This is a genomic window from Streptomyces verrucosisporus (genome assembly GCF_017114865.1).
GTDB lineage: Bacteria > Actinomycetota > Actinomycetes > Streptomycetales > Streptomycetaceae > Streptomyces > Streptomyces fenghuangensis.
This window is the reverse complement of sequence record NZ_JADEYH010000017.1, coordinates 26,680-38,857: the sequence shown is the minus strand read 5'-3', so window position 1 is coordinate 38,857 and position 12,178 is coordinate 26,680. Positions and strand designations below refer to the sequence as shown.

Sequence of the window (12,178 nt, the reverse complement as noted above, 5' to 3'; positions counted from 1 at the left end):
GTCACTTGCCTCCCTTTCCGGAGTCCCGCCCGTCCGTGCGCAGCTCGGGGCGGCCGGGCTGCTCACCTCCGCGCGCCTCGATGTACTCGGCGGTGGGCACCATCACCTTGCGGCGGAAGACGCACACCAGGGTGCCGTCCTGCTTGTAGCCCCTGGTCTCGACGTGGACGATGCCGCGGTCGGACTTCGAGCGCGACGGCGTCTTGTCCAGGACGGTGGTCTCGCCGTAGATGGTGTCGCCGTGGAAGGTCGGCGCCACGTGCCGCAGCGACTCGATCTCCAGGTTGGCGATCGCCTTGCCGGAGACGTCCGGCACGGACATGCCCAGCAGCAGCGAGTAGATGTAGTTGCCGACCACCACGTTCCTGCCGAAGTCCGTCGTCTTCTCGGCGTAGTTGGTGTCCATGTGGAGCGGGTGGTGGTTCATGGTCAGCAGACAGAACAGGTGGTCGTCGTACTCCGTGACCGTCTTGCCGGGCCAGTGCCGGTAGACGTCCCCGACCTCGAACTCCTCGTAGGTGCGGCCGAACTGCATGGTGTGAGTCTCCGTGGTGTGGTGGAAGAACGGGGTACCGGACCGGGCCGCCCCCCTCCCCGGTCCCTCTCCGGCGCCCCCGGGGAGGCGGCGGGGGAGGAGGGGCGGGGAGCCGGGAGCGGCCCGCGGCGGTGGGGCTCAGGCGGCCGGCGGCTCGAACTTCGAGGTCCGCTCCATGCCGGCGGCCCGGCCCTTGCCCGCGATGACCAGCGCCATCTTGCGGCTGGCCTCGTCGATCATCTCGTCGCCGAGCATCGCCGAACCCTTCCTGCCGCCCGCCTCGGAGGTGAAGTACTCGTAGGCGTCCAGGATCAGCTCCGCGTGGTCGTAGTCCTCCTGGGAGGGGGAGAAGACCTCGTTGGCCGCCTCGACCTGGCCGGGGTGCAGCACCCACTTGCCGTCGAAGCCGAGGGCCGCGGCGCGCTCGGCGACGGCCCGGAAGCCGTCCACGTTCTTGATCTGCAGGTAGGGGCCGTCGATGGCCTGCAGGTTGTGGGTGCGGGCGGCCATCAGGATCCGCATCAGGATGTAGTGGTAGGCGTCGGCCGGGTAGCCGGGCGGCTGCTCGCCCACGACCAGGGACTTCATGTTGATGGAGGCCATGAAGTCGGCCGGGCCGAAGATGATGGTCTCCAGCCGGGGCGAGGCGGCGGCGATCTCGTCGACGTTCACCAGGCCCTTGGCGTTCTCGATCTGCGCCTCGATGCCGATGCGGCCGACCTCGAAGCCCATCGTGGTCTCGATCTGCGTCAGCAGCATGTCCAGCGCCCTGACCTGGGCGGCGTCCTGCACCTTCGGCAGCATGATGCAGTCCAGGTTGGGGCCCGCGCCCTCGACGACCGTGATCACGTCGCGGTACGTCCAGTGGGTGGTCCAGTCGTTGACGCGCACGACCCGGGTCTTGCCCGTCCAGTCGCCCTCGTTGAGGAACTTCACGATGGTGTGCCGGGCCTCGGGCTTGGCCAGCGGGGCGCAGGCGTCCTCCAGGTCCAGGAAGACCTGGTCGGCGGCCAGGCCCTGGGCCTTCTCCAGGAAGCGCGGGTTGCTGCCCGGGACCGCGAGGCAGGAGCGGCGGGGGCGCAGCCGGTTGACGGGCGTGGTCATGCGGGGACCTCCAGGGGATCGAGCTTGTTCGCGGTACGGATCTCGTCGACGATACGGCCGATGATCTCCGTGATGCCGAAGTCCTTCGGGGTGAAGACCGCCGCCACCCCGGCGGCACGCAGTGCCTCGGCGTCCGCGTTCGGGATGATGCCGCCGACGATGACGGGGACGTCGTCGACGCCGGCCCGGTGCAGCCGGTCCAGTACGTCGGGCACCAGCTCGGCGTGCGAGCCGGAGAGGATCGACAGCCCCACGCAGTGCACGTCCTCGGCGACGGCCGCCGAGACGATCTGCTCGGGGGTGAGCCGGATGCCCTGGTAGACCACCTCGAAGCCCGCGTCGCGGGCCCGTACGGCGATCTGCTCGGCCCCGTTGCTGTGCCCGTCCAGACCGGGCTTGCCCACCAGCAGGCGCAGCTTGCCCGAGCCCAGCTCGGCGGCGGTGGCCGCCACCTTCCGGCGGACCTCGGCCAGACGCGAGCCCTCCTCGGCGGGGGCCGCCACGGGCGCGGAGCTCACGCCGGTGGGGGCCCGGTACTCGCCGAAGACGTCGCGCAGGGCCCAGGCCCACTCGCCGGTGGTCACCCCGGCCCGGGCGCACTCCAGGGTGGCCGGCATCAGGTTGTCCTTACCCGCCGCGGCCCGCTTCAGCTCGGCGAGCGCCCGGTGGGCGCGGTCCTCGTCCCGCTCGTCGCGCCACCGCTGGAGGGCGGTGACGACGTCGCGCTCCACCGCGGGGTCCACGGTCATGATGGCCGTGTCCAGGTCGGCGGTGAGCGGGTTGGGCTCGGTGGACTCGAAGCAGTTGACCCCGACGATCCTCTCCTCGCCGGACTCGATGCGGGCCCGGCGCTCGGCGTGCGAGGCGACCAGCTGCGACTTCAGATAGCCGGACTCCACCGCGGCCATCGTGCCGCCCATCTCCTGGATGCGCTCGATCTCGGCGAGCGCGCCCTCGGCCAGCTCGGCGGTCCTGGCCTCGACCACGTGCGACCCGGCGAACAGGTCCTCGTACTCCAGCAGGTCGCTCTCGTGGGCGAGGACCTGCTGGATGCGCAGCGACCACTGCTGGTCCCAGGGCCGGGGCAGGCCGAGCGCCTCGTTCCAGGCCGGCAGCTGCACGGCGCGGGCGCGGGCGTCCTTGGAGAGGGTGACCGCCAGCATCTCCAGCACGATGCGCTGGACGTTGTTCTCCGGCTGCGCCTCGGTCAGTCCCAGGGAGTTGACCTGGACGCCGTAGCGGAAGCGGCGGTGCTTGGGGTTCTCGATCCCGTACCGCTCGCGGGTGATCTTGTCCCAGATGCGGGTGAAGGCCCGCATCTTGCACATCTCCTCGACGAAGCGGACGCCCGCGTTGACGAAGAAGGAGATGCGCCCGACGACGTCGCCCATCCGCTCGGCGGGGACCTGCCCGGAGTCGCGCACCGCGTCCAGCACCGCGATGGCGGTGGACATGGCGTAGGCGATCTCCTGAACAGGGGTGGCCCCGGCCTCCTGCAGGTGGTAGCTGCAGATGTTGATCGGATTCCACCTGGGCATGTGCGCCACGGTGTAGGCGATCGTGTCGGTGGTCAGACGCAGTGAGGGCCCCGGCGGGAAGACGTGCGTCCCGCGCGAGAGGTACTCCTTGACGATGTCGTTCTGCGTCGTCCCCGACAGCCCCGAGATGTCCGCGCCCTGCTCCTCGGCGACCACCTGGTACAGCGCCAGCAGCCACATGGCCGTGGCGTTGATGGTCATCGAGGTGTTCATCCGCTCCAGGGGGATGTCCTGGAACAGCCGGCGCATGTCACCGAGGTGGCAGACCGGGACCCCGACCCGGCCGACCTCGCCGCGGGCGAGGACGTGGTCGGGGTCGTAGCCGGTCTGGGTGGGCAGGTCGAAGGCGACCGACAGGCCGGTCTGCCCCTTGGCGAGGTTGCGCCGGTACAGCTCGTTGGACGCCTCGGCCGTGGAGTGCCCGGCGTACGTCCGCATCAGCCACGGACGGTCTTTCTGGCGCTCAGCCATGGGGATGACCTCTACACGTTCCGGAAGCGGTTGATGGCGTCGGTGTGCTTGGCCCGCATCTCGGTGTCGCGCACGCCCATGCCCTCGCGCGGGGCCAGGCACAGCACGCCGACCTTGCCCTGGTGGGCGTTGCGGTGCACGTCGTGGGCGGCCTGGCCGGTCTCCGCGAGGGAGTACGTCCTGGACAGCGTGGGGTGGATCTTCCCCTTGGCGATCAGGCGGTTGGCCTCCCACGCCTCGCGGTAGTTGGCGAAGTGGGAGCCGATGATGCGCTTGAGCGACATCCACAGGTAGCGGTTGTCGTAGCTGTGCATGTAGCCGGAGGTGGAGGCGCAGGTGGTGATGGTGCCGCCCTTGCGGGTGACGTAGACGGAGGCGCCGAAGGTCTCGCGGCCGGGGTGCTCGAAGACGATGTCCACGTCCTCGCCGCCGGTCAGTTCGCGGATGCGCTTGCCGAAGCGCTTCCACTCGCGCGGGTCCTGGGTGTTCTCGTCCTTCCAGAACCGGTAGCCCTCGGCGTTGCGGTCGATGATCGACTCGGCACCCATGGAGCGGCAGATCTCGGCCTTCTGCGGGGAGGAGACCACGCAGATGGGGTTGGCGCCGCCGGCCAGGGCCATCTGGGTGGCGTAGGAGCCCAGGCCGCCGGAGGCGCCCCAGATCAGCACGTTGTCGCCCTGCTTCATGGCGGCGCCGTTGCGGGAGACCAGCTGCCGGTAGGCGGTGGAGTTCACCAGGCCGGGGGCCGCGGCCTCTTCCCAGGACAGGTGGGCGGGCTTGGGCATGAGCTGGTTGGACTTCACCAGTGCGATCTCGGCCAGGCCGCCGAAGTTGGTCTCGAAGCCCCAGATGCGCTGCTCGGGGTCGAGCATGGTGTCGTTGTGGCCGTCGGCGTTCTCCAGCTCCACCGACAGGCAGTGGGCGACGACCTCGTCGCCGGGCTGCCAGGCGTTGACGCCGGGGCCGGTGCGCAGCACCACGCCCGCCAGGTCGGAGCCGATGATGTGGTACGGCAGGTCGTGGCGCCTGGCCAGCTCCGAGGTGCGGCCGTAGCGCTCCAGGAAGCCGAAGGTGGAGACCGGCTCGAAGATCGAGGTCCACACCGAGTTGTAGTTCACCGAGGAGGCCATGACCGCCACCAGGGCTTCGCCGGGGCCCAGCTCCGGCAGGGGCACCTCGTCCAGGTGCAGGGACTTGCGCGGGTCCTTCTCCCGGGTGGGCATCCCGGCGAACATGTCGGCCTCGTCCTTGTGCACGGTGACCGCGCGGTAGGACTCGGGCAGCGCCAGGTTGGCGAAGTCGGCGGGCTTGCTGTCCGACGCGAGGATCGCGTCCAGGATTTCCTTCACTGGGGCCTCCGGCGAGCGTTCGGGGACGCTTGAGGGGTCGCTGGGGTCTTCTTCGGTCTTGGGTGAGCTGCTGGTGCCGTCGGTTCGGCGGTGGTGCTGCGGCTCGGCGCGGTAGCGCTGAAGGTGCCTGTGACGCAGGCGCCCGGGCGCACGGCAGTGACCGCGGGGACAGTGCCCGGACACCGCTCACGTTATGGCACTGCGTGCCAGCACACAAGACACTGCGTGCCAAGAATTTCCCTCAGTTGTCACCGGGGGTGCACGCATGAGCGGGGCGCAGGCGGAAACGACCGCCTCCCGGAGGAGGCGGCCGTATGTCCGTGTCCGATTGTGTCTGATTATGTCCGGTTGTTTCGGTTCTCGCTCACGCTGAGGGCCGTGGGGTGCTCAGCCCCGCCGCAGGGCTTCCTCGATCGCGCGCATCACCTGGTCCAGCGGGGCGTCGGTGCGCGCCACCGTCACCAGCACCTCGCCCTTCCGGCCGCCGGCCCCGTTCGCCCCGCCGGCCCCGGCCGGGAGGTCGGCCGCCGCCCGGCCGGCGACGAAACCGGTGCCGAAGGTCCGCCGCACGGTGGCGAAGGCCCGGTCCAGCTGGGCCTCCACATCGCCCCGGCCGCCCGCGCGCAGCCAGCGCCGCAGCACGTGGTTGTGCGCGGTGACCACCGCCGACGCCGCCACCTCGGCCAGCAGCGGCTCGTCGAGGCCGTCCTCGTCGCCGTCCCGGCCGGCCGCGGCGGACTCGTCGAAGTGGCCCAGCAGATAGCGGGTGAACAGCCGCTCATAGCGGGCCACGGACGCGATCTCCCGCTCCCGCAGCGTGGGCACCTCGCGGGTGAGCCGGTAGCGCTCCACCGACACCGCCGGGGAGGCCGCGTACATCCGCATGACCTCCTTGATGCCGCGGCACACGGTGTCCAGCGGGTTCTCGTGCGCGGGCGCCGCGTCCAGCACCGCCTCGGCGCGCTCCAGGGTGTCGTCGTGGTCCGGGAAGATCGCCTCTTCCTTGGAGCGGAAGTGCCGGAAGAAGGTGCGCCGGGCCACCCCCGCCGCGGCCGCGATCTCGTCGACCGTGGTCTCCTCGTACCCCTTGGTGGCGAAGAGCTCCATCGCGGCCGCGGCCAGCTCACGGCGCATCTTCAGACGCTGGCTGGGCACATTGGGGCGGGCGGACCGAACGGACTGCGACATGTGGGGAACGTTACACGGCGCACCGCCGCCGGCGGGCGGGCCGCCGGGGTCCAGCAGCCCGCCCCACCCGGAGTCCGCCCGCGGCGGGAACGCCGGGTTCGCCGGGCTCACCGCCTCGCGTACTCGCGGAAGCCGCGCCCGCTCTTGCGGCCCAGGCAGCCCGCCGCGACCAGGTGCTCCAGCAGCGGCGCCGGGGCCAGGCCCGGCTCGCGGAACTCTTCGTGCAGCACCCTCTCGATCGCCAGGGAGACGTCCAGGCCCACCACGTCCAGCAGTTCGAACGGGCCCATCGGGTAGCCGCCGCCGAGCTTCATGGCCGCGTCGACGGCGTCCATGTCGGCGTAGTGCTCCTGCACCATCTTGATCGCGTTGTTCAGGTACGGGAACAGCAGCGCGTTGACGATGAAGCCCGCCCGGTCGCCGCAGTCCACCGGGTGCTTGCGGATCCTTCCGCACACCTCGCGCACGGTGGCGTGGACGTCGTCGCCGGTCAGGACGGTGCTCACCACCTCCACCAGCTTCATCGCGGGGGCGGGGTTGAAGAAGTGCATGCCGATCACGTCCTGCGGGCGCGAGGTCGCGCGGGCGCAGGCGACCACCGGCAGCGAGGAGGTGGTGGTGGCCAGCACCGCGCCCGGCTTGCACACCTCGTCCAGCGTCGCGAACAGGCCCTTCTTGACCTCCAGGTCCTCGGCCACCGCCTCGACCGCCAGGTCCACGTCCGCCATCGCCGACAGCGAGCCGGCCGGGGTGATCCTGGCGAGCGTCTCGTCGCGGGCCCCGGCGCTCATCCGGCCCTTCCTCACCGACCGCTCCAGCGAGGAGGCGATCCGCGCCCTGGCCGTCCCGGCCTTCTCGTCGCTGCGCGCGACCAGCACCACGTCGTAGCCGGCCTTGGCGAACACCTCGGCGATGCCACTGGCCATCGTCCCCGAGCCCGCCACACCGACGGAGCGCACCTGGCGCGGGGTGCCCCGCAGCTCGCCCTCGCGCGGGGTGAGCGCGTCCGGCACCACCGTCGCCGAACCCGGCGCCCGGTAGGTGTAGAAGCCGCGCCCGGCCTTGCGGCCCGTCAGGCCGGCGGCGCTGAGCTGGCCCAGGATCGGGGCGGGGGCGTGCAGCCGGTCGCGGGACTCGGCGTACATCGCCTCCAGCACGGTGCGGGCGGTGTCGACGCCGATCAGGTCCAGCAGGGCGAGCGGGCCCATCGGCAGACCGCAGCCCAGGCGCATCGCGGCGTCGATGTCCTCGCGGGTGGCGTACTTCGACTCGTACATCGCCGCGGCCTGGTTGAGGTAGCCGAACAGCAGCCCGTCGGCGACGAAGCCGGGCCGGTCGCCGACCGGGATCGGCTCCTTGCCCAGATCGGCGGCGAGATCGGTGACCGCGGCGACCGCCTCGGGGGAGGTGAGCACGCAGGAGACGATCTCAACCAGCCTCATCGCGGGCGCGGGGTTGAAGAAGTGCATCCCCAGCACGCGCTCGGGGTGCGCGGAGTCGGCCGCGAGCCGGGTGACCGACAGGGCGTTGGTGCCGGTGGCGATGACGGCCGACGGCTTGACGATGCCGTCCAGCTCGGTGATGACGCGCTGCTTGAGCCCGTAGTCCTCCGGCACCACCTCGATGACCAGATCGGCCTCGGCCGCGGCCTGGAGGTCGCAGAAGGTGCGGAAGCGGGCGAGGGCGTCGCGCCGCTCCTGCTCGGTGATCCGCTCGCGCTCCACGGCGCGGGCTGTGGAGGACTCCAGCGCGGTGACGGCCCGGCGGGCGGCGTTCTCGTCGGTGTCGATGCCGATGACCTCGCGGCCGGCGCGGGCCAGGACCTCGGCGATGCCGGTGCCCATGGTGCCGAGGCCGACCACGGCGACAGTGGTGAGGGTGGGACGGTCCATCACGGGACTCCAGAGAAGAGGAAGAGACGGTGACGACTGCGGGGGAGAGAAGGGGAGAAGGGCGGGCGGGGGCGCGTGGGAGCGCCGGGCCCGCGGCGTCGCGCAGGGGTGGCACGAGCGAGAGCGGCCCTGTCCCGGGGCCGTGCTCGACCTGCGTGTACGCGTGCTGAACCGACTGCACACCGGACGGCTGCGTCACCAGGCCGTCCGACTGAGCGGGGGTACCGCTCCGATGAGCAGGCTAACCTGCGGGTAACCCGAATGCCAGAGGGTAGACCGCTTCCAGGAATGTGGCACATACCACAGGGAGGTGACGTGCCGGTGGGCAGGGCGGGCACGATGGACCGCGAAATGGTGGACCGGCTGCGGGCCGAGGCGGATTCGGAGGAGTACGGGCGGCTGCTCGCCCTGGCCCGGCGGGACACGGCCGCCGCCCGTGACGCGCTGGCCGCCGAACTCACCGCACCCGCCCGGCCCCTGTGGGTCCGGGAGCTGGCCGCCTGCACCCTGGGCCGGGCCGGGGACCCCCGGGCCTTCGAGACGCTGGTGTTCCTGCTCAACCACCGCGAGCCGGCCCGCTGCGCCGCGGCGGCCCGTGCCCTGCTGCGCCTGGGTGATCCGCGTACCGCCCGCGCCGCGGCGGCGCTGGCGACCAACGAGCTGCGCACCTCCTACGCGTTACACCCCGTCCGGCTGCTGGCCGCCCTGCGCGCACCGCAGTCCGCGCCGACCCTGATCCGCGTCCTGGACCGGCTGCTGGCCGGCCCCGTCCACCACTGGCAGGTGGCCCGCGCCTGCGTGGACGGGCTCGGGGCGCTGGGCGACGCGCGGGCCCGGCTGGTGCTGCTGGCCGCCCGGGAGCGCGAGGAGCTGCGCGCGGCGGCCGACGAGGCACTGCGCAGGCTCTGACCCGGGGCCGGCGCCGGACCGGTGCCGGTGTCCCCGCGGAGGCGGGACGCGGCGGTCGGTTGCCGGCCGGACGTCGGAGGGGGCGCGGGTTGGTCGGCGCCGGCCCGGAGCCCGGAGGGCCGGGACCTTCGCCGGCCCCGGCCGGGCGGGAGGCGGGGAGCGGGAAACCCTTCCCCGACGTAAGGGATGGGACGGCCCTCGGGGTGTGAAACGCAGGCCGTTCCCGTGTGAAGCCTTGTGAAATGCGACATAGGAGGCTTGGAAGCGATGCTTCCAAGGTGGAGGCGGGCGGGGTGGATCGACGGGGGCGGGGTGGGTGCGCGGCGCGCCCGGGGTGTCCGGCGCGGAGGCGGCGGCCCTGACCGGCCGGCCCGGGCCGCGGGAGCCGTCAGTAGCTCCACCAACTCCCCTCGGAGGGCTGCGGGATCCAGGTGTAGATGCCGCTCTCGGCGGGACCGCGGCGCCAGACCGCCCTCACGCGGTCGGCCGGGTACTCCTCCAGGCAGTCCCACACGCCCAGGGAGTCGGTGTCCTCGATGACGATCTGGCCGTCGGCGGTACGTCCGGCGCGCCCGGCCTCGACCAGCCTCTCCCGGCCATCCGTGAGTTGCAGCTTGAAGACGGCCATCCCTGATGCCTTTCCCCCGGCGGGACCGCCGTACGGTGGCGGCGGACCGCGGGTCCTTGCGGTGTCTGCGGTGCGGTTGGGGCGGCCACCCCCGAGGCTCCGGACGACGACGGAGCGGTGGCCCCGGAGGTGGCGTGGAAGCAGGCCGACCATGTCGGCGAGCAGCTTTACTCTAACGCAGGGGGAGGGTTGCACCACTTCCTCGCGCCCCGGTGGAGGCGTCCGAACGGGGAACGGAAGCGGGAAGTGAGGGGGCGACGGTGAACGGACGGGAGCCGGTGCGCGTACGGGAGGCGGCCGAGGCGGACCTGGAGGCGGTGGCGGCACTGCGGGTGCGGGGCTGGTGGTACGCGTACCGCCGTCTGATGCCCCGTGAGTACCTGGAGGCAATGGACGCCACCGCGTACGCCGCCCGGCGCCGGGAGACCTTCGCCGAGACGCGGGAGACGGTCACCGACCTGGTCGCGGTGGACGGCGGCGGCCGTATCACCGGATGGGCCGCCCTCGGCCCGTGCCGGGGGGAGGGCGGCGGCAGCGGCGGTGGTGGGTGCGAGGAGGAGGACTGCCGCGACGGCGAGCTGTACGCCCTGTACGTGGAGCCGGAGCTCATCGGCTCGGGTCTCGGGCGCGCGCTGCTGGCCGAGGTGGTGCGGCGGGCGGACGCGCGCAGGATGCCCCGGCTGCGGCTGTGGGTTGTGGAGGGCAACGAGCGGGCCCGCCGCTTCTACGCGGCGGCGGGCTTCGCCCCGGACGGGGCGAGGTCGCTCTTCGACGCCGGAGGGACGCCCGTGGCGGAGGTGCGCTACACGCGTGAACCGGGCGGGGCGGGTCTCACAGCAGGGTGAGCTGCGTCGGGCCCGGCTCGGGGGCGCACCGGGGCTCGGGGACGCCCCGGTGCGCCCCCGGCCCGGACGGCCCGATGCCGTACTCCTCGGCCAGTTCGTGCACCTGCCGGGTGATCCGGCGCTGGTACCACCTCGGGGCGTAGGCGCCGTCGGCGTACAGCCGCTCGTAGTGGCCCACCAGGCCCGGGTGGTGCCGGGCCAGCCAGGCGGTGAACCACTCGCGCGCACCCGGCCGCAGGTGCAGGGCCAGCGGCGTGACGGAGGTCGCGCCCGCCGCCGCGATCGCCCGCACCGTCGCACGGAGCTTGCCGGAGCTGTCGGAGAGGAACGGGATCACCGGGGCCATCAACACCCCGCAGCCGATGCCGTGGTCGGTGAGGGCGCGCACCACCTCCAGGCGCCGTTCGGGTGCGGGGGCGCCGGGCTCGACGGTGCGCCACAGCTCCTCGTCCAGGAAGGCCACCGACACCGAGACGCCCACCTCGGCCACCGCTCCGGCCGAGCGCAGCAGGTCCAGGTCGCGCAGGATCAGGGTGCCCTTGGTGAGGATGGAGAACGGGTTGGCGTGGTCGCGCAGGGCGGTCAGGATGCCGGGCATCAGCCGGTAGCGGCCCTCGGCGCGCTGGTAGCAGTCGACGTTGGTGCCCATGGCTATGTGGTGGCCCGGCCAGCGCGGGGAGGCCAGCTCCCGGCGCAGCAGCCGGTCGGCGTTGGTCTTCACCACGATCTGGGTGTCGAAACCGGTGCCGGTGTCCAGGTCCAGATAGCCGTGGCTGCGGCGGGCGAAGCAGTACACGCACGCGTGTGAGCAGCCCCGGTAGGGGTTGACGGTCCACTCGAACGGCATCCGGGAGGCGCCCGGCACCCGGTTGATGATCGAGCGGGCCCGCACCTCGTGGAAGGTGACGCCCCTGAACTCCGGGGTGTCGATGGTGCGTGTGACCACGTCGGAGCCGAAGAGGGCGGCGGTGCCGCTCGCGTCCGGTGTGTCCCGGTGCAGATTGTCCCAGCGCATGCGACCTCCTCGTTCGGTCCGCACAAGAATAGAACATCTGTTCCCATCGGTGGTAACCCCGATTTGGGCGGGCGCGTCACGGGTGGTTGGCTGGCGCCAGCGGCTCCGCCGTGACGGCCGGCCGTCACGGCGGAGCCGCTGGACCACCCGGACCACCGGAATCACCAGGACTCCCAGGGGAGCAGCCATGGCGCAGGTCGAATCCACCACGCAGCGCGAGATCGCGGCCCGCCCGGAGGACGTGTTCGACGCGCTCGCCGACTACAGCGGCACCCGGGGCAGGCTGCTGCCCGGGCAGTTCGGCGAGTACGAGGTGCGCGAGGGCGGCGACGGCAAGGGCACGCTCGTCCGCTGGAAGCTCCAGGCCACCTCCAAGCGGGTCCGCGACTGCCTGATGGAGGTGGACGAGCCCATGGAGGGGCAGCTGGTCGAGCGCGACCGCAACTCCTCGATGGTCACCACCTGGACCGTCACCCCGGGCTCGGCCGAGGGCGCCTCGCGGGTCACCGTCACCACCGCCTGGAAGGGCGCGGGCGGCGTCGGCGGCTTCTTCGAGCGCGCCTTCGCCCCCAAGGGGCTCGCCCGCATCTACGACGAGCTGCTCGCCAACCTCGCCGCCGAGACCGAGACCGAGGCCGAGGGCCGCGCGGGCGCCTGACCGCCCGCCTCGCCTCCACCCCGCCTCGCCCCGCTCCGGCCTGGCG

11 protein-coding genes are annotated in these 12,178 nt (G+C 72.3%); 3 read left to right on the top strand and 8 right to left on the bottom strand.

Annotation, left to right across the window (positions count from 1 at the left end):
* Position 1: 1 nt before the first annotated feature.
* From IQ279_RS18525 to IQ279_RS18500, 6 genes are all read right to left on the bottom strand, one after another.
* Complete coding sequence (locus IQ279_RS18525; protein WP_206349734.1) at positions 2–535, bottom strand: MaoC family dehydratase; 534 nt, start codon at positions 533–535, stop codon at positions 2–4.
* A gap of 138 nt (positions 536–673) precedes the next feature.
* Positions 674–1,639 carry an HpcH/HpaI aldolase/citrate lyase family protein gene (locus tag IQ279_RS18520; protein ID WP_206349733.1) on the bottom strand — a complete coding sequence of 322 codons (966 nt, stop codon included), beginning with the start codon at positions 1,637–1,639 and terminating at the stop codon, positions 674–676.
* Positions 1,636–3,648 carry an ethylmalonyl-CoA mutase gene (locus IQ279_RS18515; protein ID WP_206349731.1) on the bottom strand — a complete coding sequence of 671 codons (2,013 nt, stop codon included), beginning with the start codon at positions 3,646–3,648 and terminating at the stop codon, positions 1,636–1,638. The genes IQ279_RS18520 and IQ279_RS18515 overlap by 4 nt, the downstream gene beginning before the upstream one ends.
* Positions 3,649–3,659: 11 nt before the next feature.
* Positions 3,660–4,997, bottom strand: coding sequence for a crotonyl-CoA carboxylase/reductase (ccrA, locus tag IQ279_RS18510; protein WP_206349729.1), 1,338 nt, complete (start codon positions 4,995–4,997; stop codon positions 3,660–3,662).
* Between the two features lie 387 nt (positions 4,998–5,384).
* Positions 5,385–6,185: a TetR family transcriptional regulator gene (locus tag IQ279_RS18505; RefSeq protein ID WP_206349724.1), complete on the bottom strand. Its 801-nt coding sequence runs from the start codon at positions 6,183–6,185 to the stop codon at positions 5,385–5,387.
* Positions 6,186–6,292: 107 nt separating this feature from the next.
* On the bottom strand, positions 6,293–8,077 hold the full coding sequence (locus tag IQ279_RS18500) for a 3-hydroxyacyl-CoA dehydrogenase family protein (protein ID WP_206349722.1): 1,785 nt from the start codon (positions 8,075–8,077) through the stop codon (positions 6,293–6,295).
* Between the two features lie 339 nt (positions 8,078–8,416).
* On the opposite strand from IQ279_RS18500, the gene IQ279_RS18495 reads away from it, so the two are divergent.
* On the top strand, positions 8,417–8,986 hold the full coding sequence (locus IQ279_RS18495; protein ID WP_206349875.1) for a HEAT repeat domain-containing protein: 570 nt from the start codon (positions 8,417–8,419) through the stop codon (positions 8,984–8,986).
* Between the two features lie 388 nt (positions 8,987–9,374).
* On the opposite strand, the gene IQ279_RS18490 is transcribed toward IQ279_RS18495, so the two are convergent.
* Positions 9,375–9,614 (bottom strand): hypothetical protein, encoded by a 240-nt coding sequence (locus IQ279_RS18490; protein WP_206349720.1) that lies wholly within the window; start codon positions 9,612–9,614, stop codon positions 9,375–9,377.
* A gap of 260 nt (positions 9,615–9,874) precedes the next feature.
* Between IQ279_RS18490 and IQ279_RS18485 the strand changes: the two genes are divergently transcribed.
* Positions 9,875–10,459 carry a GNAT family N-acetyltransferase gene (locus IQ279_RS18485; protein WP_206349718.1) on the top strand — a complete coding sequence of 195 codons (585 nt, stop codon included), beginning with the start codon at positions 9,875–9,877 and terminating at the stop codon, positions 10,457–10,459.
* On the opposite strand, the gene IQ279_RS18480 is transcribed toward IQ279_RS18485, so the two are convergent.
* Positions 10,446–11,474, bottom strand: a complete 1,029-nt coding sequence (locus IQ279_RS18480; protein WP_206349717.1) for an Rv2578c family radical SAM protein — start codon at positions 11,472–11,474, stop codon at positions 10,446–10,448. The genes IQ279_RS18485 and IQ279_RS18480 overlap by 14 nt on opposite strands.
* A 187-nt stretch (positions 11,475–11,661) precedes the next feature.
* Here IQ279_RS18480 and IQ279_RS18475 point away from each other — a divergent pair, with 187 nt between their 5' ends.
* Positions 11,662–12,132: an SRPBCC family protein gene (locus IQ279_RS18475; RefSeq protein WP_206349715.1), complete on the top strand. Its 471-nt coding sequence runs from the start codon at positions 11,662–11,664 to the stop codon at positions 12,130–12,132.
* Positions 12,133–12,178: the final 46 nt, after the last annotated feature.

Bases quoted from the DNA above. Each gene is read 5' to 3' on its own strand.
- IQ279_RS18525 (WP_206349734.1), bottom strand. From the start codon at position 535: ATGCAGTTCGGCCGCACCTACGAGGAGTTCGAGGTCGGGGACGTCTAC.
- IQ279_RS18520 (WP_206349733.1), bottom strand. From the start codon at position 1,639: ATGACCACGCCCGTCAACCGGCTGCGCCCCCGCCGCTCCTGCCTCGCG.
- IQ279_RS18515 (WP_206349731.1), bottom strand. From the start codon at position 3,648: ATGGCTGAGCGCCAGAAAGACCGTCCGTGGCTGATGCGGACGTACGCC.
- IQ279_RS18505 (WP_206349724.1), bottom strand. From the start codon at position 6,185: ATGTCGCAGTCCGTTCGGTCCGCCCGCCCCAATGTGCCCAGCCAGCGT.
- IQ279_RS18500 (WP_206349722.1), bottom strand. From the start codon at position 8,077: ATGGACCGTCCCACCCTCACCACTGTCGCCGTGGTCGGCCTCGGCACC.
- IQ279_RS18495 (WP_206349875.1), top strand. From the start codon at position 8,417: ATGGACCGCGAAATGGTGGACCGGCTGCGGGCCGAGGCGGATTCGGAG.
- IQ279_RS18490 (WP_206349720.1), bottom strand. From the start codon at position 9,614: ATGGCCGTCTTCAAGCTGCAACTCACGGATGGCCGGGAGAGGCTGGTC.
- IQ279_RS18480 (WP_206349717.1), bottom strand. From the start codon at position 11,474: ATGCGCTGGGACAATCTGCACCGGGACACACCGGACGCGAGCGGCACC.
- IQ279_RS18475 (WP_206349715.1), top strand. From the start codon at position 11,662: ATGGCGCAGGTCGAATCCACCACGCAGCGCGAGATCGCGGCCCGCCCG.